The organism is Actinoplanes sp. SE50/110 (assembly GCF_900119315.1).
Lineage (GTDB): Bacteria > Actinomycetota > Actinomycetes > Mycobacteriales > Micromonosporaceae > Actinoplanes.
In genome coordinates this window covers 2,012,988-2,031,048 of the sequence record NZ_LT827010.1, presented here as the reverse complement: position 1 = coordinate 2,031,048, position 18,061 = coordinate 2,012,988, and the positions used below count along the sequence as shown (strand labels likewise).

The window sequence follows — 18,061 nt, the reverse complement described above, 5'->3', positions numbered from 1 at the left end:
TCGGCATGGAGCTCCCGGAGTTCGCTCCCGGCCTCAGCGCCCGGGTCGAGTTGACCGTCACCGATGCCGACACCGCCCAGTCCCTCGGGTCCGGTGACGTCCCGGTGCTGGCCACGCCCCGGGTTCTGGCGCTGGCCGAGGCCGCCACGGTCGCCGCCACCGCCCGCCACCTGCCCGGCGGCATCACCACCGTCGGCGTCCGTGCCGCGATCGACCACCACGCTCCGGCCGCCGTCGGCCGGACGGTGACCGCCCAGGCCGCACTGACCCGGGTGGACGGGCGCACGCTGGCCTTCGACGTGACGGTGCGCGACGGCGCCACCGTGATCGCCGAGGTCCGGATCGACCGCGCGATCGTCGACCGGCAGCGCTTCATCGCCAAGGCGCTCGGCGACTGAGCCGGTCCGGCGGGGTCGGGCTCAAAGCTCGCCCCAGCGGGCGGTCACCTCGGCCGGGGTCGGCATCGCGGTGGCGCCGCCCGGGCGTTCGCAGACCAGCGCGGCCACCGCGAGCGCGAAACGCACCTGCCGCCGCCAGCCGGCCGCATCCGCCGGGCGGCCCTCGGCCAGCAGCCGGCTGACCAGCGCACCCATCACCGAGTCCCCGGCGCCGGTGGCGTCGACCGCGGCCACCACCGGGGCCGGCACCAGCACCGCGTCACCGGCCGCGGCGATGTGCGCGCCGCGGGCCCCGCAGGTGACCACGACCGCGCCGGCACCCAGCGCCCGGATCCGCCGCGCCGCGGCGGCCACATCGGCGTCGCCGTAGAGCAGCTCGACGTCGGCCGAGCTGAGTTTCACCAGGTCGGCCGTGGCGAAGAACTCCTCGACCAGGTCGCGCAGGGCGGTCACGGCGGCCGCGTCGGGCAGCAGCTTCGGGCGTACGTTGGGATCGAAGACCCGCAATCCGGTGAAGTCCGCCCACGCCCGCCGGGCGGCCGTCCGGAACGGCTCGCGGAGCAGGCAGATCGACCCGGTGTAGAGCAGGTCCCCGCCGGCCAGCGTGGCCGGGTCCAGATCGTCCGCGGTGAGCAGGGCGTACGACGGCGGCTCGCCGTAGAAGGTGAACGCCGGCTCGGCGCCCTGGAAGGTGGTCACCGCGAGCGTGGTCGGCACCGCGACCCGGCGCACCCCGGCGGCACCGACGCCGGCCTCGGCCAGGAAGGCGGCGATCCGGTCGCCGAGTACGTCCGTGCCGAGCGTGCCGGCGTACTCCACCCGGCCGCCGAGTCGGGCCACCGCCACCGCCACGTTGAGCGGCGCGCCACCGATCGCCTGCCGATAGATCAACTCGCCGCCGCGCTCAGCCTCCAGCAGATCGATCAGCGCTTCGCCCAGCACCACCGCGTACCCCATGCCGTGTCCTCTCCGCCTTCGATGCCGAAAGCCTCGCGCGAGCGCGCGGGGAAATCCAGCCTGAGGTTCTGTCACCGGATAAATCCGCTTTTGAGACAATTGCGGGATGTTCCGCATCTTGCCCACCGTCCTGGCCGGCCTCAGCATGGGGATGGCCGTCCCGGCTCCCGGGCCGGCCGTCTTCCTGCCCTGGAAAGCCGGCCGCCAGGCGATCACCTACGATGCCGCGCTGGTCCCGCCGGGCGCCACCGCCCTGGTCGAGTTCAGCTCCACCGGGCAGAACCTGTGGATCCGTCTGGAGGTCACCGGCCTGGTGCCGGGCCACACCTACGGCGCGCACATGCACGTCGCCGGCTGTGGGAAGAATCCGTCGGCGGCCGGCCCACACTTCCAGCACCACCACGCTCCGGCCGCGGCCGGCGACGGCGATCCGCGGTACGCCAACCCGTCGAACGAGATCTGGCTGGACTTCACCGCCGACGCGCACGGCGGCGCGGTGGTCCGTCGCGAGCAGCACTGGATGTTCGCCCACGAGCAGCCGCCCCGCTCGCTGATCCTGCACGCCGAGCCGACCCGGACCGGGCCGGGCACGGCCGGCACCGCCGGGGCCCGGGTCGGTTGCCTGAACCTGCCGTTCGGCAACGGCACCGGTGGGCGGTAACGTCGGCCTACCGCTAGTGAACGGAGGCACCCCACGATGGCGCAGCAGGACGGCGGCACACAGCCCGCCCCCAAGACGGAGTCCCACGACCCGGCCTTCCCGGAGGCGTTCCTGGCGTTCATGCGCACCGGTTGGCGCGAGGACCCGATCGCGGTCGCCCCGCTGCCCGAGGTGCCGAACTACGCCAAGCGCCGTGCCGCGCTCTCCGAGGCGTTCCCCGGCGAGACGCTGATCATCCCGAGCGGCAACGAGAAGGTGCGCGCCAACGACACCGACTACCCGTTCCGCCCGGGCAGCGACTTCTTCTACCTGACCGGCGACCGTGATCCGGACAGCGTGCTGATCCTGCACCCGACCGCGTCCGGCCACGAGGCGGTGCTGTTCACCCGGGAGCGCAACTCCAAGGAGAGCGACCGCTTCTTCCGCGACCGCAACGGCGAGCTGTGGATCGGCCGCACCCACACGCTCGCCGAGAAATCGACCGAGCTGGGCCTGGAGACCGCCTCGCTGGGCCACCTGGGCTCGGCGCTGGCCCAGTCCGCCCCGGGCCGCACCCGGGTGCTGCGCGGCCTCGACCCGAACGTCGACCGGACCGTGCTGGCCTACGAGCCCGACCGGGCCAAACCCCGCGACCGCGAGCTGGCCTGGGTGCTCTCCGAGCTGAAGCTGGTCAAGGACGAGTGGGAGATCGCCCAGTTGCAGGCCGCGATCGACGCCACGGTGCTCGGCTTCGAGGACGTGGCCCGGGTCCTGCCGGCCGACCGCGGGGTCAAGGAGCGGCTGCTGGAGGGCGTCTTCGGGCTGCGCGCCCGACACGACGGCAACGACCTGGGCTACGGCTCGATCGTCGGCGCCGGCGCGCACGCGACGATCCTGCACTGGGTCCGCAACACCGGCGTGACCACGCCGGGCGAGCTGCTGCTGATGGACATGGGCGTGGAGGGCCACAACTTCTACACCGCCGACGTGACCCGCACGGTCCCGGTCTCCGGCACGTTCACCCCCCTGCAGCGCCAGGTGTACGACATCGTCCACGCCTCGCAGCAGGCCGGGATGGACGCGATCCGTCCCGGTGTGCTGTTCAAGGACGTGCACCAGGCGTGCATGCGGGTGCTCGCCGAGGGTCTGCACGACCTGGACCTGCTCCCGGTCAGCGTCGACGAGGCGATGGCCGAGGACAGCACCGTCTACCGTCGGTGGACCCTGCACGGCTTCGGCCACATGCTCGGCATCGACGTGCACGACTGCGCGAACGCGCGGAACGAGACGTACCGGGACGGTCCGCTCGCCGAGGGCTACGTGCTGACCGTCGAGCCCGGGCTGTACTTCCAGCCCGAGGACGAGCTGGTCCCGGCCGAGCTGCGCGGCGTCGGCATCCGGATCGAGGACGACGTGGTGGTCACCGCGGACGGCTGCCGCAACCTGTCGGACGGCCTGCCCCGTACCTCTGCCGAGGTCGAGTCGTGGCTGGCGGCACAGCGCGAGGCCGGCCCGCGCCTGCCCGGCTGAGGACTCCGCTCACCGGTGCGACGCGTCGCACCGGTGAGCTACCCGATCCGGTAGTCGCTGACGCTCCAGCACTCGGCCCCGTCCGCGGCGCCGGTCGTGTTCAGGGTGACCCGGACCGGGTGGCCGTCCTTGACGTCGAACTCGGTGGTCACCTGACCACCGTCGTCCGCGGTGGTCCGCGCCATCTCCAGCAGCCCGGCCAGGGTCGGCACGTCGATCTCCTCACCCTGCTCGCCGGTGACCGGGCCCAGATCGACGTCGGCCGACGGGTTCGGCGCATCCGGCGTCCCGATCCGGGTCGCGCCGGCCACCTGCCCGGCGCGCACCTTCGCCCGGTAACGCCCGGCCGGCTTGGCCGCGTCGCAGCCCCGGGTCAGCACATAGGAATACGCGTCCGGCTCAGTCCAGGGCGGCGCCGAGGCGGCCACCGACGGCTGGGTGAACTTCGGCTCGTCGGGGGCGGTGGAGGTGCAGCCGGCCACCAGCCCGGTCAGGGCAACCGCGCACAGGACCCGCTGGAACCGCACCGCAACCTCCACTCTGCCGCCCCACGGACGGCATGCGGCGCAATGTAGCACCAGCCTTCATCGACCTCCGGCTCTCCGGGCGCACCCGACGAAGGACCGCCGCGCCGCACCTGATCCCGATGGGCAGAACCTCGACCCCGTCCCCGCATCCGAGCGAGGCCGGAGCCGCGCGGAGGCGCCCGTGCCGGGACTCGTTGCCGCCGGGTGTCAGCGGGAAGCGATCACCGTGGTGATCAGCGGGCCGTCGGCCCCGATCCGGACCAGGTACCGGTACCGCTCGCCGGGGACCGCCCCACCCTCACTGTCCAGGTACTCCCACTCCACCTCGACCATGGCGAGCGCCGCCGAGATCCGCTGCACCCCGAGGATCTGCGCATGCGCCGCGACGATCCGCTGTTCCCGATAGGTGGGCGCGGCGCCCAGGAAGGAGAGCGCGACGGCGGCCGGCGAGCTGAACGTGAAGCTGTACGAGTCGGCCACCACCATCCCGGGCAGGGCGTGACAGCCTGCGATGCCGACCACGTCGCCGATGGTGAGCGCCGCGCCGTAGCGGCCGAAGAAGTCGGTGAGCTGATCCAGATCCGCCTGGGTCGTCATGGCGTGGCGCGTTCCCGGGAATCGACGGAACCAAACGTGGACGGCTGGAAGGATCAGCACGTGGACCCCGCCTTGCGATGGCTAGCAAGACGGACGTACGGTTTACCGGACACGCACAACCGAGAGTTAGGCAAACCTAACCCGAAGGTCGCCCTTTCGGTGCGAAAGACTTGACTTCCAGTCGCTGGGTGTGAAGGAGATGACGGTGGCCAGCCTCGACACCTTTGGTGCGAAGAGCGAGCTGCGCGTCGGAGACGCGAGCTACGAGATTTTCGAGATCGACAAGGTGGAGGGCCACGACCGGCTGCCCTACTCCTTGAAGATCCTCCTGGAGAACCTGCTCCGCACGGAGGACGGCGCGAACATCACCGCCGACCACATCCGCGCGCTCGGCAACTGGGACCAGAACGCCGACCCCAGCGTCGAGATCCAGTTCACCCCGGCACGGGTGCTGATGCAGGACTTCACCGGCGTCCCCTGCGTGGTCGACCTGGCCACCATGCGGGAGGCCGTCAAGGACCTGGGCGGCGACGCCACCAAGGTCAACCCCCTCGCCCCGGCCGAGCTGGTCATCGACCACTCGGTGATCGCCGACCTGTTCGGCCGTGCGGACGCCTTCCAGCGCAACGTCGAGCTGGAGTACCAGCGCAACCGCGAGCGCTACCAGTTCCTGCGCTGGGGCCAGACCGCGTTCAACGAGTTCAAGGTCGTCCCGCCGGGCACCGGCATCGTGCACCAGGTCAACATCGAGTACCTGGCGCGCACGATCATGGAGCGCAACGGCCAGGCGTACCCGGACACCGTGGTGGGCACCGACTCGCACACCACCATGGTCAACGGCCTGGGGGTGCTGGGCTGGGGCGTCGGCGGCATCGAGGCCGAGGCCGCGATGCTCGGCCAGCCGGTCAGCATGCTGATCCCGCGCGTGGTCGGCTTCAAGCTGTCCGGCGAGGCGCCGGCCGGCACCACGGCCACCGACCTGGTGCTGACCATCACCGAGATGCTGCGCAAGCACGGCGTGGTCAGCAAGTTCGTCGAGTTCTACGGCCCCGGCGTGAGCGCCGTGCCGCTGGCGAACCGGGCCACCATCGGCAACATGTCGCCGGAGTACGGCTCGACCGTCGCGATCTTCCCGATCGACTCGCAGACCATCGACTACCTCAAGCTGACCGGCCGCACCGAGCAGCAGGTCGCCCTGGTCGAGGCGTACGCCAAGCGGCAGGGCCTGTGGCTCGACCCGAACGCCGAGCCGGACTACTCGGAGAAGCTCGAGCTCGACCTCTCCACGATCGTCCCGTCGCTCGCCGGCCCGAAGCGGCCGCAGGACCGGGTGCTGCTCAGCGCGGCCAAGTCGGCGTTCCGCGACGCGCTGCCGAACTACGCCGCGCCGCACGGCCACGCCGACGAGGCCAGCGAGGAGTCCTTCCCGGCCTCCGACGCGCCGGCCAACGGCGTCGACGACGAGGCCGACAAGCCGCACCTGTTCAGTGCCGCGCTCGGCGCCACCGGCCGCACCTCCAAGCCCACCCGGGTCAAGGGCGACGACGGCGTGGAGTACGAGCTGGACCACGGCGCCGTCGTGATCGCCGCCATCACCTCCTGCACCAACACCTCGAACCCGCAGGTGATGATCGGCGCCGCGCTGCTCGCCAAGAAGGCGGTCGAGAAGGGCCTGACCCGCAAGCCGTGGGTCAAGACCACCCTCGCCCCCGGCTCCAAGGTCGTCTCCGACTACTACGACCGGGCCGGCCTCACGCCGTACCTGGACAAGATCGGTTTCAACCTGGTCGGCTACGGCTGCACCACCTGCATCGGCAACTCCGGTCCGCTGCCCGAGGAGATCTCGGCCGCGATCAACGAGGCCGACCTCACCGCGGTCTCGGTGCTCTCCGGCAACCGGAACTTCGAGGGCCGGATCAACCCGGACGTCAAGATGAACTACCTGGCGTCCCCGCCGCTGGTCGTCGCGTACGCGCTGGCCGGTTCGATGGACATCGACATCACCACCGAGCCGCTCGGCACCGGGTCGGACGGCAAGCCGGTCTACCTGAACGACATCTGGCCGTCCGCGCAGGAGATCGACGAGGTGATCGCCCAGGCGATCGGCGCCGAGGGTTTCTCCGCCGCCTACCAGGACGTCTTCGCCGGCGACCAGCAGTGGCAGTCACTGCCCACCCCGACCGGTGACACGTTCGCCTGGGCCGGAGACTCCACGTACGTCCGCAAGCCCCCGTACTTCGAGGGCATGGCCGCCGAGCCGGCGCCCGTCGCCGACATCTCGGGCGCACGGGTCCTGGCCAAGCTGGGCGACTCGGTCACCACCGACCACATCTCCCCGGCGTCCTCGATCAAGGCGGACTCCCCGGCCGGTAGGTACCTCACCGAGCACGGCGTCCCGCGCGCCGAGTTCAACAGCTACGGCTCCCGCCGCGGCAACCACGAGGTCATGATCCGCGGCACGTTCGCCAACATCCGCCTCCGCAACCAGCTGGTTCCCGGCGTCGAGGGCGGCTTCACGGTCAACCACCTGACCGGCGAGCAGACCACCATCTACGACGCCTCGGTCGCCTACAAGGAGGCCGGCGTCCCGCTGGTCATCCTGGCCGGCAAGGAGTACGGTTCCGGCTCCTCCCGCGACTGGGCCGCCAAGGGCACCATGCTCCTCGGCGTCCGCGCCGTCATCGCCGAGAGCTACGAGCGCATCCACCGCTCCAACCTGATCGGCATGGGCGTCCTGCCGCTGCAGTTCCCGCAGGGCCAGAACGCCGAGTCGCTCGGCCTGACCGGCACCGAGACGTTCTCCTTCGAGGGCGTCACCGGCCTCAACGACGGCACCACGCCGCGCACCGTCAAGGTCACCACCGACACGGGCATCACGTTCGACGCGGTCGTCCGGATCGACACGCCCGGCGAGGCGGACTACTACCGCAACGGCGGCATCCTGCAGTACGTGCTGCGCAAGATGCTGCGCGGCTGAAGATCTGCTGAACCGGCGGGTCGCTCCTCGACCCACTGATGCGGCGGCGCCCCGCTCTCCCCAGGGAGGGCGGGGCGCTCTCCCTTTCCGGCGTTCCCCGGGCAACCTCGGCTAGAGCGCTCCGAGCTCGGCGTGGACCGTTCCGGTACGCGGGCATTTCCAGACCGGGACGTCGTCCGCGATCCCGACCGTCAGCGGGTGGGTGGCGGGATGTTCCGGGCATTCCGGCCAGACTGCCGGGAGTCCCAGTTCCGGTAGGCATTCCAGAAGCCAGTCGTGCAGCTGATCGGCCGCCGTGGCCACCCGCTGGTACAGGGGATCCGCCGGATGCGGCACATGACCGACGAGCCCCGAAGCGCCCGCCACCCGCAGCCAGAACTCCGGCTGCCCGGAAGCTGCCGCCCCGCCGCTCCCCCGCCCTGTCGTCTCCGCCACGGTGACCCGCATCGGCGAGGCGACACGCAGATCACGGAGAATCGGCCGGAGCTCCACCGGCTCGTCATCGTTCACCACCCCACCGTAACGACGCGCCGTCGAACATCCGGGCCCACCCGGGAGTCCGCGGTCAACCGCCCGGTTGCAGCGCCCGGTCCACTCCCGAGATCTCGTCCCGCGGCGATCCCGGCCGCCCCGGCGCCCGCAACCCCGGCCCTGCGCCGGCCACGAGACAACCCCGGGCCACCTCCCTTTGCCGGGCACCTCGACACGGGCAGGGAGCGAACGGACGGTGGGCAAGGGCGGCGTCGATCACGGTCTGCGACGGCGAACACGCGTGGCCCGGCGCCACCGTCGGCACTCCGGTGAATAGGCTTCGGGTATGACGGATGACAACAGCGTGCTGAACCGCATTCACGGCCTGGTCGAGGAGGAGCACCAGCTCCGCAGCGAGCTGGGCCAGGGCAAGATTTCCTCGACCGAGGAGCACGCCCGCCTCAAGGAGCTGGAAGAGGCTCTCGACCAGTGCTGGGACCTGCTGCGCCGGCGCCGGGCCGCCCGGGAGACCGGCAACGACCCGGAGGCGGAGAAGGCGCACAGCGTCAGCGAGGTGGAGAGCTACCTGCAGTGACCCGACCGCGGTCGCCGACCTGTTGCGGCGACCGCGAACGGGTTCCGGTCAGCGATGCCGCGGAGGGAGGCCGGTCTGATGCGGCGATCGCGAACCGGGATCAGGTCACCGGCGCCGTGGGTGGGACCCGGGTGGGCGCGATGCCGGGCGGCGGCAGCCGAGCAGCGGCGAGGCGCCGGTGGGGCAGCACCGGCGGCGGCCGGGCCGGGGCAGCCGCCTCACTGCAGGCCCGCCTCGAACAGCAGGCGGGCGGTCAGCGCTTCCGGATCGACCGGGAGTCCCCGCGAACGGAACCAGCCGGCGACGTTGGTGACGTCCCGGGCGATGAACTCGGCACCGCGCGGATTCGCGACCACGTCGACGATCTGGGGCAGGTCGATCAGGACCAGACGGCCGTCGCGGACCAGGGTGTTGTACGGCGACAGGTCGCCGTGGGCCACCTGGGCGCGGGCCAGCACCGACAGTGCGTCGGTCATCTGCTGCCACAGACTTTCCAGGTCGCCGTCCCCGGAGCGGAGCTGGGCCAGCCGCGGGGCGGCCTCGCCGGTCTCCCAGTCGCCGATGAATTCCAGCATCACCTCGGTGCCGGACAGCTGCACCGGGTACGGCACACAGACCAGGCCGCTCTCCTGCCCGATCTGCCACAGCCGGCCGAGCGCGTCGAACTCGGCGGCCGCCCACTGACCGGCGATCATCTCCTTGCCGAACGCGGTCCGGTTCGTCATCGCCCGCATCTCCCGGGAACGACGCACCCGGCGGCCTTCGAGATAGCCGGCATCCCGATGGAACATCCGGTGCTCGCCGTCCCGGTACCGTTTGGCGGCCAGCATGCTGGTCTCCCCGGTCGCCGGCAGCCACCGCCGGACCAGGAAGACATCCGCTTCCTTACCGGTTTTCAGCACACCCAGCTCGGTGTCGACCGCGCCGTGCTCGGTGCGCACCCAGTCAGGCCGGGGCTGCGGACCGTGCAGAGCACCGTCCCAGCTGGACCAGTTGTCACCGACCTCGGGCAGGTCGGGATCCTCTTTGAGGGCCGGCTCCAGCCGGCCGGATTTCACAAAGCTTGCTTCGTCATCATCGAACTTGCGGCGGCCACGGCGCATCGTCGTCGGACCGTAGGTGTCGTGCTCGCGCACTGGAGGGTCTCCTCAGCGAAAGAAGTTTTCCGGGAAGCCGGGACAGCAGGCATCACAAAGACAGCCATTTCTTGGCCACCCCCTTCTCTCTCGCTCCGACCCTCACAGCCGGAATCCGCAACGGCACCCACACCGCCACGCGCCGCCGACTCTCCCCGACCCCACCGCCACCCGCAACCCATTTACCGCCGCCCGTCCACAGCCCAGCCCAGCCCCGCCCCGAGACAACGGCGGGAGCAGGCCCCCGACAGGACAGGACGACAGGCTCGACCGGCACGACCGCCGGCCCGCCGCCTCAGGACACGCCGCCACCGAACCCGCGACACGGGCCAGGCCGCGCGGGGTCGGGGCAGCGCGGCGGCGACGGAAAGCGCGGCGGGCGGGCGCCGGAAGGCGCGGCGGGCGGAGGGCGCCGGCGAACCGAGGGCGGGCGGAGGGGGCGGGGGCATGGGTCGGGCGACGGCGGTCGTCGACAGATGTATAAACCTATTTAACCTATGGGCGATATGGTTTGACGGAGCTGAGGAGACTATCGATGGATTTGCAACTCGCCGGTAAGCGGGCACTGGTGACCGGGGGCAGCCGGGGGATCGGGCTGCGCATCGCGCGGTCGCTGCTCGCCGAGGGAGCCGATGTGGCGATCGTCGCACGTGACGGGGAACGGCTGGCCAAGGCCGCCGCCGAACTGGCGGCGGCGGGCCATCCCGGGCGGATCGTCACGGTGCGGCTCGACACCGGTGACGACGCGTCGGTGCGGGCCGGTGTGCAGCGGGTTCGCGAGCAGCTCGGGGGCATCGACATTCTGGTCAACAACGCGGCGGTGCCCGGCGGCGGGCCGGGTGGCCCGATCACGCCGTCGCAGACCACCGACCGGCAGTTCGTCGACGCGGTCAATGTCAAGGTGCTGGGATATCTGCGCACCGCCCGCGCCGTGGCGCCCGACCTGATCGCCCAGGGCTGGGGCCGGATCATCAACATCTCCGGCCTGGCCGCCCGGCTCAGCGGCGACTTCGTCGCGACCGCCCGCAACATCGGTGTGGCCGCGCTCACCAAGAACCTCGCCGACGAACTCGGCCGGCACGGTGTCAACGTCACGGTCGTGCACCCCGGCGCCACCGTCACCGAGCGCACGCCCGCGCTGATCGCGGCGGCCGCCGAGCAGTGGGGCGTCACCGTCGACGAGGCCGAACGGCGCCGGGCCGAGCGGACCGCGATCGGCCGCGAGGTGACCGCCGAGGAGGTGGCCGACGTGGTGACCTTCCTCGCTTCGCCGCGCAGCGTGGCCATCACCGGCGACGCCGTCACGGTCGGCGGTGGCCTCATCGGCCCGATCCACTACTGAACCGGCACCACCCTGATCAGGAGCGCGTCGCCATGATCGCCGAGATTCCCTGGATGACGTTGCCCACCGTGCGGGTCGGAGCGAAGCGTGTGTCCATCCATTCGCGCCCCCGATGCAGCCACACGCTGGGCAGCCCGAGAGCCGCGGCGCCGCCGATGTCGGCTTCCGGGCTGTCGCCGAGGACCCATGCGCCGGCGAGGCGCATGCGGACGCGCTGGGCGGCGAGGGCGAAGATCCGCGGGTTGGGTTTGCTCACCCCGGCCTGCTCAGAAATCACCCAATCGGCGACATAGCGGTCGAGGCCGGTGCGGCGGATGCGGCCTTCGCACTGGTCGGTGGTCCCGTTGGTGACGACGACCGGGACGAGGCCGGCGTCGGCGGCGATCTCCAGGGCGCAGCCGACCATCGGGTCGAGGCGTTCGTAGGTGAGCGGGCCTTCGTGGAGTTCGTCGACGAGGTCGATGGCGGGGACCCGGAGCTGGTAGCGGTCGAGGATCTGGTCGGCGAGGTCCCACCGGGAGGTGAGGCCGTCCGCGTCCACGGCGACCAGCCAGTCAAGATCGTCTTGCGAGGCGCCGATCTCGTCGAGGAAGCCTTTCGCCCACAGCCGGAACGCACCGCTGCGGTCGAGCAGGGTGTCGTCCAGGGCGAGGAAGACTAGAGGCACCCGCGCACCTTACGTGAGCGACGACCGCAGCGAACAGTCCAGGACTGTAAACAAAGCGCCTAACGCTTGACGTTATTCGCATCATCCGATCGTGGTTTAGGAAGCCGTACGTACGGATTGCAAGAGTGCGGGCCACCATGACACGATCAGCGGCGTGCCCAGGGTAAGCCAGGACCAGCTCGACGCCCGCCGCCACGAGATCCTCACGGCGGCGCGCGGCTGTTTCGCGCGGTTCGGCTACGAGGGGGCCACCGTCCGCCGCCTGGAGGAGGCGACGGGCATGTCCCGCGGCGCGATTTTCCACCATTTTCGTGACAAGGAGTCGCTGTTCCTGGCGGTTGCCGAGGATGACGCGGTCACCATGGCCGAGACCGTCACCCGCAACGGTCTCGTCCAGGTGATGCGCGACCTGCTCGACCGGGCCGGCACCAGCGACGGCGACACGGCCGGCTGGCTCGGCACCCAGCTGGAGGTGTCCCACCGGCTGCGCACCGACCCGGCGTTCGCCACAAGGTGGGCGCAGCGGGCGGCCGCGATCGCCGACGCCACCCACGAGCGGTTGCAGCGCCAGCGGGAGGCCGGGGTGCTGCGCCAGGACGTGCCGGTCGAGGTGCTCACCCAGTTCCTGGAGCTGGCCTATGACGGCCTCGTCCTCCACCTGGCCACCGGCCGCCCGCCGGGCGACCTGGCGCGGGTGCTGGACCTGGTGGAGGACGCCGTCCGCCGGCACTAAGCCGGGACCTTGTCCAGGAATCCGAACACCTGCGCGATCCGCCCGGAGCCGTCCAGCACCGCCACGTCGAAGCCGATGACCAGCGGCTCCTGTCCCGGCTGCCCCAGGTGCCAGGTGAACCGGCCCTGCTCGTGGTGCGCGTCCACCGCCCCGCCGAGGCTGAACACGAGCCCCGGGAACTGCTGGTGCACCGCCCCGATCAGCCCGCTCAGCTCGTCCTGCCCGCGGACCGCCGCGATCGGGTCCACATAGCTGACGTCCTCGGCGAAGACGTCCGTGATCGCGGCCCGGCGGGCGTCGGCGTCGGTCTCGTTCCAGATCGCCAGGTACCGCTCGACCATGGTGTCGAAGTCACTCATCGTCGTTTCCCTCCGTCGTGGTGTCTGACGGGACTCAGCCTGCCGCCGTCCGGTAATCCCGGCGATTACCTCCGGGGTAATGCCCCCTCCGCAGTCCGCCGCATAACCTGACCACCATGAGCGCGGTCGGGCAGTTGTTGCGGACGTGGCGGGACGAGCGCCGCCTGAGTCAACTCGACCTGTCCGGCCGGGCCGGTGTCTCCGCCCGCCACCTGTCCTTCGTGGAGACCGGGCGCTCCCGGCCGACCCGGGAGATGATCCTGCGTCTGGCGGAGGAGCTCGACGTACCGCTGCGCCATCGCAACGAGTTGCTGCTGGCCGGCGGTTTCGCGCCGGCCTTCACCGAGTCGGACCTGGACGGCCCGCCGCTGGCGGTGGTCCTCGACGGGCTGCGGCAGGTGCTGGCCGGGCACGGGCCGTGCCCGGCGGTGCTGGTCGATCGACACTGGACGATGGTCGACGCGAACGCCGCGATCGACCGCTTCACCCGCGACTGCGCCCCCGAGCTGCTGGAGCCGCCGGTGAACGTGCTGCGTCTGGCGCTGCACCCGGACGGTCTGGCGCCGAGGATCGAGAATCTCGCCGAATGGCGGACGCATCTGCTGCACCGCCTGGACCGGCAGGCCGCCGCGACCGGTGATCCGGTGCTGCGCGGGCTGCGTGCCGAACTGGCCGGCTATCCGGGTGGCGAGCTGACCGGCGAGCCGGTCGGCGTGGTGGTCCCGTTGCGGTATGCCGGGCTGAACTTCTTCAGCATCACCGCGGTGCTCGGCACGCCCCGCGACGTGACCCTGTCGGAGCTGGCCATCGAGGCGTTCCTGCCGGCGGACGCCGCGACCGCGACCGCGCTGCGTGAATAGGCGAGAATGGGGCGCATGGATCTCGGGCTGGCTGGTCGCGTCTTCATTCTCACCGGCGCCTCGCGGGGGCTGGGTTTCGCCACCGCGCAGGCGCTGGTCGCCGACGGCGCCCGGGTGGTGATCTCCTCGCGGGACGAGCGGAATGTCGCGGACGCGGTCGCCGGGCTCGGCGGGCCGGAGCACGCCGTCGGGGTGACCGCCGACCTGGCCGATCCGGGCACGCCTCGCGAGCTGGTCGATGTGACCTCGGAGCGATACGGCCGGCTGGACGGCGCGCTGATCTCGGTGGGCGGTCCGATGCGCGGCACCGCCGCCGGGCTGACCGACGAGCAGTGGACGGCCGGGTTCGAGACGGTGTTCCTGGGTTCGGTGCGGGCCGCCCGCACGTTCGCGGCGGCGCTGCCCGAGGGCGGCGCGATCGGCCTGGTGCTGTCCACCTCGGTGAAGTCGCCGCTGACCGGTCTGGGTCTGTCGAACGGGCTGCGGCCGGGCCTGGCGATGGTGGCCAAGGACATGGCCGACGAGTTCGCCCCGCGCGGGGTGCGGGTGCTGAGCCTGCTGCCGGGCCGGATCATGACCGACCGCAACCGGGAGTTGTTCCAGGCCACCGGCGATGCGGCGACCGCGGCGGCGGAGGCGGCCGCGTCGGTGCCGCTGGGCCGGCTGGGCGAGCCCGCCGAGTTCGGCCGGGTGGCCGCGTTCCTGCTCTCCCCGGCGGCGAGCTACCTCACCGGGATCGCGGTGCCGGTCGACGGGGGTGCGCTGCGGACACTGTGAGCGACGTGCTCGGTCCCGGCCTGCGGGTGCTGTTCTCCGGCATCAACCCCAGCCTGTATTCGGCCGAGACCGGTCACCATTTCGCCCGCCCCGGCAACCGTTTCTGGCCGACGTTGCACGGCGCCGGTTTCACCGACCGGCTCCTGCACCCGTCGGAGCAGCATCTGCTGCCCGCGCTGGGCCTGGGCATCACCAACGTCGTCGCGCGGCCTACGGCCCGCGCGGACGAGCTGTCCCGCGACGAACTGACCGCCGGTGGTCAGGTTCTCACCGATCTGGTACGCCGTGAGCACCCGAGTTTCCTCGCCGTGCTGGGGGTGACGGCGTATCGTGCCGCCTTCGCCCGCCCCCGCGCACGGATCGGCCGCCAGCCGGACCTGCTCGGCGGCGTCCCGGTCTGGGTCCTGCCGAACCCGAGCGGCCTGAACGCCCACTTCCAGCTCCCCGACCTGATCCGCGAGTTCACCGCCCTGCGCGAAGCCGCCTTCTAGGGTTCGACCGTGCCGGCCGGGACGGTGACGATCTCGATGTCCTCCTCCGGGTAGGTGGCCGAGGCCCCCGCGAACTGGGTGCGGTACAGGTCGGCGTAGAGGCCGCCCGCGTTCACCAACTGTTCGTGGGTGCCGCGTTCGACGACCCGCCCCTGGTCGAGGACGACGATCAGGTCGGCTTCCCGGATCGTGGAGAGCCGGTGGGCGATGACCAGCGCGGTCCGCCCCCTCAAGGCGGTGGACAGGGCCCGCTGCACGGCCGCCTCGGACTCGCTGTCGAGATGGGCGGTGGCCTCGTCGAGGATCACGATCGACGGCTGTTTGAGCAGCAGCCGGGCGATCGCGATGCGCTGCTTCTCGCCGCCGGAGAAGCGGTAGCCGCGCTCCCCCACCACCGTGTCCAGACCGTCGGGCAGGCCGCGGACCAGGTCACCGACCTGCGCCCCGGCCAGGGCCGCCCACATCTGCTCCTCGGTGGCGTCCGGCCGGGCGTACCGCAGATTCTCGGCGATCGTCTCGTGGAACAGGTGCGAGTCCTGGGTGACCACCCCGACCGTGTCGCGCAGCGAGTCGAGGGTGGCGTCGCGGACGTCGACGTCGCCGACCAGGACGGCACCGCCGGTCACGTCGTACACCCGGGACACCAGCATGGAGGTGGTGGATTTGCCGGCGCCGGACGGACCGACCAGGGCGACCAACTGTCCGGGTTCGACGGTGAAGTCGACGCCGTGCAGCACCGGGGTGTTCTCGGTGCGGTCCAGGGTGGCCACGTCCTCCAGGGTGGCCAGGGACACCTCGGCCGCGCTGGGGTAGCGGAACCGGACGTCGCGGAACTCGATCCGGCCGGCCCCGGCCGGGATGGGGGTGGCGTCGGGCTTCTCGGCGATGCCCGGCGCCAGGTCGAGCACCTCGAACACCCGGTCGAAGGAGACCAGCGCGCTCATCACGTCGACCCGCACGTTGCTGAGCGCGGTCAGCGGCCCGTACAGCCGGGTGAGCAGCAGCGCCAGGGTCACCACGGTGCCGGCCGAGACGTCGCCGCGGACCGCGAGCCAGCCGCCCAGCCCGTACGTCAGGGCCTGCGCCAGCGACGCGACCAGCAGCATGGCGACGAAGAAGGTGCGGGAGAACATGGCCTGCTGTACGCCGATGTCGCGGACCCTGGCGGCGCGTTCGCCGAACTTGGCGGCTTCCGTGTCCGGGCGGCCGAACAGTTTGACCAGCAGCGCCCCGGAGACGTTGAAGCGTTCGGTCATCGTGGCGTTCATCTTGGCGTCGAGGTTGTACGACTCGCGGGTGATCTCGGCGAGCCGCTTGCCCACCCGGCGGGCCGGGATGATGAACGCCGGCAGCAGAGCCAGGGACAGCACGGTGATCGGCCAGGACAGACTGACCATCACCACCGCGGTCAGCACCAGCTGGATGACGTTGCTGAGCACCCCGGAGATGGTCGAGGTGAACGCCCGTTGCGCGCCGACCACGTCGTTGTTGAGCCGGCTGACCAGCGCACCGGTCTGGGTGCGGGTGAAGAACTGCAACGGCATCCGCTGTACGTGGTCGTACACGCGGGTGCGCAGGCTGAGGATGACGCCCTCGCCGATCCGCGCCGAATACCAGCGCTGGGCGAGGGAGAGCAGCGCGTCGGCGATCGCCAGGCCGGCGATGAACAGGGCGATCCGGATCACCGTGACGGACGCCGCGGGACCACCGCGGGTGATCGCGTTGATCACGTTGCCGGCCAGCAGCGGGGTGGCCACCCCGATCACCGCGTCGAAGACCACGGCCACCAGGAAGACCGCGATGTCGCGCCGGTACGGCTCGGCGAAGCGCAGGATCCGCCGGCTGGTGCCCGGCTTGATCTGGTGTTTCGCCACCTTGTCGGCACTCTGGATCGATCGCAGCATGTTCCAGCTGGTCATACTCAAGTTCCGCACCTCCCGGGCGTCGCGGCGACTACGACAACCCGGGAGGTGGGGCCGCTATTCCTTACTCCCCGCGTCCGGAGAGTTCGGCGAGCCGGCGGGTCTGTGCCTCCCGTTCGGCCCGGTCCTGCTCCGGATAGCTCCGCCCGGAGGCACCGGCCAGCAGGCCCTTGATCTCGGCCACCGCGTTCCGGTCGCCGGCCAGGACGGCGGCGGCCAGATCGGCGACCGCCGCGTCCAGGTCGGCACGCGGCACCACCGCGGTGGCGAGGCCGACCCGGTCGGCCTCGTCCGCCGGGATCCGCCGGCCGGTCACACAGATCTCCAGTGCCCGGGACGGGCCGACCAGCTCGGTGAGCCGTTTCGTCCCACCCAGGTCGGGCACCAGGCCGAGGGTGACCTCCGCCATGGAGAACCGTGCGTCGTCGGCGAGCACCCGCATGTCGCAGTTCAGCGCAAGCTGGAACCCGGCGCCGATCGCATGGCCCTGAACGGCGGCGATGGACACGATGGACGGACTTCGCAACCACGTGAACGCGGTCTGGAAGCCGGCTATCCGATCCGCGCAGTCGGTGGCGGACAACTGCGCCAGACGAGCCAGTGAAGAATCGCCGTCGCCGCGGGCGACCGACAGATCCAGGCCGGCGGAAAACGCGCGGCCTTCGGCTCGCACAATGACGACGCGGACGTCGCCAGGCAATTTCCGGGAAATGTCGCTCAGCTCCGACCACATGGCCGGGGTCTGTGCATTGAGAACGTCGGGCCGGCACAACGTTACCGTCGCGACCGGCCCGTCCTGTTCGTAACGGACGCCGACCTCGCCGGCGGCGTTGTCCGCCGTCACGCCTTCTTGCGGCGGCGGGCGCCGCCACGCTGGCGCAACTGCACACCGGATTCGGTGAGCACGCGGTGGACGAATCCATAGGAACGGCCGGTGGAAGCGGCAAGCGCCCGGATGCTCTCGCCCGAGGTGTAACGCTTCACCAGGTCCTTGGCGAGCGACTGCCGCTCGCTACCGACGATTCGACGACCCTTCTCAGTACTGGTAGCTGTGCCAGTGGCTGCCATCTTGAATCCTCACG

At 71.2% G+C, this 18,061-nt stretch carries 20 protein-coding genes; 10 read left to right on the top strand and 10 right to left on the bottom strand.

The window, feature by feature from the left end; all coding sequences use genetic code 11:
* Window positions 1–5 precede the first annotated feature (5 nt).
* Window positions 6–398, top strand: a complete 393-nt coding sequence (locus ACSP50_RS09125) for a thioesterase family protein (RefSeq protein ID WP_014688877.1) — start codon at window positions 6–8, stop codon at window positions 396–398.
* A gap of 21 nt (window positions 399–419) precedes the next feature.
* On the opposite strand, the gene ACSP50_RS09120 is transcribed toward ACSP50_RS09125, so the two are convergent.
* Window positions 420–1,355, bottom strand: coding sequence for a carbohydrate kinase (locus ACSP50_RS09120; protein WP_014688876.1), 936 nt, complete (start codon window positions 1,353–1,355; stop codon window positions 420–422).
* A gap of 106 nt (window positions 1,356–1,461) precedes the next feature.
* Here ACSP50_RS09120 and ACSP50_RS09115 point away from each other — a divergent pair, with 106 nt between their 5' ends.
* Window positions 1,462–2,016, top strand: coding sequence for a superoxide dismutase family protein (locus ACSP50_RS09115; protein WP_014688875.1), 555 nt, complete (start codon window positions 1,462–1,464; stop codon window positions 2,014–2,016).
* A gap of 36 nt (window positions 2,017–2,052) precedes the next feature.
* Entirely contained in the window at window positions 2,053–3,525 is a 1,473-nt protein-coding gene (locus ACSP50_RS09110; RefSeq protein WP_014688874.1) for an aminopeptidase P family protein, read from the top strand.
* A 38-nt stretch (window positions 3,526–3,563) separates the two neighbouring features.
* Here ACSP50_RS09110 and ACSP50_RS09105 read toward each other — a convergent pair whose 3' ends face one another.
* Both ACSP50_RS09105 and ACSP50_RS09100 read right to left on the bottom strand, forming a co-directional pair.
* Window positions 3,564–4,052 (bottom strand): hypothetical protein, encoded by a 489-nt coding sequence (locus ACSP50_RS09105; protein WP_014688873.1) that lies wholly within the window; start codon window positions 4,050–4,052, stop codon window positions 3,564–3,566.
* A gap of 207 nt (window positions 4,053–4,259) precedes the next feature.
* A complete protein-coding gene (locus ACSP50_RS09100) occupies window positions 4,260–4,649 on the bottom strand; it encodes a hypothetical protein (RefSeq protein WP_014688872.1) in 390 nt (129 codons plus the stop codon).
* Window positions 4,650–4,839: 190 nt separating this feature from the next.
* On the opposite strand from ACSP50_RS09100, the gene acnA reads away from it, so the two are divergent.
* Window positions 4,840–7,626, top strand: coding sequence for an aconitate hydratase AcnA (gene acnA, locus ACSP50_RS09095; protein ID WP_043511073.1), 2,787 nt, complete (start codon window positions 4,840–4,842; stop codon window positions 7,624–7,626).
* A 111-nt stretch (window positions 7,627–7,737) separates the two neighbouring features.
* Here acnA and ACSP50_RS09090 read toward each other — a convergent pair whose 3' ends face one another.
* Entirely contained in the window at window positions 7,738–8,136 is a 399-nt protein-coding gene (locus ACSP50_RS09090) for a hypothetical protein (protein WP_014688870.1), read from the bottom strand.
* Window positions 8,137–8,443: 307 nt separating this feature from the next.
* Here ACSP50_RS09090 and ACSP50_RS09085 point away from each other — a divergent pair, with 307 nt between their 5' ends.
* A complete protein-coding gene (locus ACSP50_RS09085) occupies window positions 8,444–8,692 on the top strand; it encodes a DUF2630 family protein (RefSeq protein ID WP_014688869.1) in 249 nt (82 codons plus the stop codon).
* A 218-nt stretch (window positions 8,693–8,910) separates the two neighbouring features.
* Here ACSP50_RS09085 and ACSP50_RS09080 read toward each other — a convergent pair whose 3' ends face one another.
* A complete protein-coding gene (locus ACSP50_RS09080; protein ID WP_014688868.1) occupies window positions 8,911–9,828 on the bottom strand; it encodes a serine protein kinase RIO in 918 nt (305 codons plus the stop codon).
* Between the two features lie 535 nt (window positions 9,829–10,363).
* Between ACSP50_RS09080 and ACSP50_RS09070 the strand changes: the two genes are divergently transcribed.
* Window positions 10,364–11,170: an SDR family NAD(P)-dependent oxidoreductase gene (locus ACSP50_RS09070; protein ID WP_014688867.1), complete on the top strand. Its 807-nt coding sequence runs from the start codon at window positions 10,364–10,366 to the stop codon at window positions 11,168–11,170.
* Window positions 11,171–11,186: 16 nt separating this feature from the next.
* On the opposite strand, the gene ACSP50_RS09065 is transcribed toward ACSP50_RS09070, so the two are convergent.
* Window positions 11,187–11,837 carry an HAD family hydrolase gene (locus ACSP50_RS09065; protein WP_014688866.1) on the bottom strand — a complete coding sequence of 217 codons (651 nt, stop codon included), beginning with the start codon at window positions 11,835–11,837 and terminating at the stop codon, window positions 11,187–11,189.
* A 154-nt stretch (window positions 11,838–11,991) separates the two neighbouring features.
* On the opposite strand from ACSP50_RS09065, the gene ACSP50_RS09060 reads away from it, so the two are divergent.
* Window positions 11,992–12,570 (top strand): TetR/AcrR family transcriptional regulator, encoded by a 579-nt coding sequence (locus tag ACSP50_RS09060; protein ID WP_014688865.1) that lies wholly within the window; start codon window positions 11,992–11,994, stop codon window positions 12,568–12,570.
* Here ACSP50_RS09060 and ACSP50_RS09055 read toward each other — a convergent pair.
* Complete coding sequence (locus ACSP50_RS09055) at window positions 12,567–12,929, bottom strand: nuclear transport factor 2 family protein (protein WP_014688864.1); 363 nt, start codon at window positions 12,927–12,929, stop codon at window positions 12,567–12,569. The genes ACSP50_RS09060 and ACSP50_RS09055 overlap by 4 nt on opposite strands.
* Window positions 12,930–13,045: 116 nt before the next feature.
* Here ACSP50_RS09055 and ACSP50_RS09050 point away from each other — a divergent pair, with 116 nt between their 5' ends.
* Genes ACSP50_RS09050 through mug form a run of 3 tightly spaced genes read left to right on the top strand, consistent with a single transcriptional unit; the run spans window position 13,046 to window position 15,057 of the window.
* The gene (locus ACSP50_RS09050; RefSeq protein WP_014688863.1) at window positions 13,046–13,789 is read left to right on the top strand and encodes a helix-turn-helix domain-containing protein; all 744 of its coding nucleotides are present in this window, start codon (window positions 13,046–13,048) and stop codon (window positions 13,787–13,789) included.
* A gap of 15 nt (window positions 13,790–13,804) precedes the next feature.
* Complete coding sequence (locus tag ACSP50_RS09045) at window positions 13,805–14,566, top strand: SDR family oxidoreductase (protein WP_014688862.1); 762 nt, start codon at window positions 13,805–13,807, stop codon at window positions 14,564–14,566.
* A gap of 5 nt (window positions 14,567–14,571) precedes the next feature.
* Entirely contained in the window at window positions 14,572–15,057 is a 486-nt protein-coding gene (gene mug, locus ACSP50_RS09040; RefSeq protein ID WP_231956889.1) for a G/U mismatch-specific DNA glycosylase, read from the top strand.
* Here the strand turns inward: mug and ACSP50_RS09035 are convergent.
* From ACSP50_RS09035 to ACSP50_RS09025, 3 genes are all read right to left on the bottom strand, one after another.
* Window positions 15,054–16,976 (bottom strand): ABC transporter ATP-binding protein, encoded by a 1,923-nt coding sequence (locus tag ACSP50_RS09035; RefSeq protein ID WP_014688860.1) that lies wholly within the window; start codon window positions 16,974–16,976, stop codon window positions 15,054–15,056. The genes mug and ACSP50_RS09035 overlap by 4 nt on opposite strands.
* 67 nt (window positions 16,977–17,043) lie before the next feature.
* Complete coding sequence (locus tag ACSP50_RS09030) at window positions 17,044–17,823, bottom strand: enoyl-CoA hydratase/isomerase family protein (RefSeq protein ID WP_014688859.1); 780 nt, start codon at window positions 17,821–17,823, stop codon at window positions 17,044–17,046.
* Window positions 17,820–18,047, bottom strand: a complete 228-nt coding sequence (locus ACSP50_RS09025; RefSeq protein ID WP_014441759.1) for a helix-turn-helix domain-containing protein — start codon at window positions 18,045–18,047, stop codon at window positions 17,820–17,822. Before ACSP50_RS09025 ends, ACSP50_RS09030 begins: the two co-directional genes overlap by 4 nt.
* Between the last annotated feature and the right edge of the window lie 14 nt (window positions 18,048–18,061).

Coding starts and splice junctions, on each gene's coding strand:
- ACSP50_RS09070 (WP_014688867.1), top strand. CDS start 10,364: ATGGATTTGCAACTCGCCGGTAAGCGGGCACTGGTGACCGGGGGCAGC.
- ACSP50_RS09035 (WP_014688860.1), bottom strand. CDS start 16,976: ATGACCAGCTGGAACATGCTGCGATCGATCCAGAGTGCCGACAAGGTG.
- ACSP50_RS09050 (WP_014688863.1), top strand. CDS start 13,046: ATGAGCGCGGTCGGGCAGTTGTTGCGGACGTGGCGGGACGAGCGCCGC.
- ACSP50_RS09100 (WP_014688872.1), bottom strand. CDS start 4,649: ATGACGACCCAGGCGGATCTGGATCAGCTCACCGACTTCTTCGGCCGC.
- ACSP50_RS09120 (WP_014688876.1), bottom strand. CDS start 1,355: ATGGGGTACGCGGTGGTGCTGGGCGAAGCGCTGATCGATCTGCTGGAG.
- ACSP50_RS09085 (WP_014688869.1), top strand. CDS start 8,444: ATGACGGATGACAACAGCGTGCTGAACCGCATTCACGGCCTGGTCGAG.
- ACSP50_RS09045 (WP_014688862.1), top strand. CDS start 13,805: ATGGATCTCGGGCTGGCTGGTCGCGTCTTCATTCTCACCGGCGCCTCG.
- ACSP50_RS09110 (WP_014688874.1), top strand. CDS start 2,053: ATGGCGCAGCAGGACGGCGGCACACAGCCCGCCCCCAAGACGGAGTCC.
- ACSP50_RS09025 (WP_014441759.1), bottom strand. CDS start 18,047: ATGGCAGCCACTGGCACAGCTACCAGTACTGAGAAGGGTCGTCGAATC.
- ACSP50_RS09125 (WP_014688877.1), top strand. CDS start 6: ATGGAGCTCCCGGAGTTCGCTCCCGGCCTCAGCGCCCGGGTCGAGTTG.
- ACSP50_RS09115 (WP_014688875.1), top strand. CDS start 1,462: ATGTTCCGCATCTTGCCCACCGTCCTGGCCGGCCTCAGCATGGGGATG.
- ACSP50_RS09055 (WP_014688864.1), bottom strand. CDS start 12,929: ATGAGTGACTTCGACACCATGGTCGAGCGGTACCTGGCGATCTGGAAC.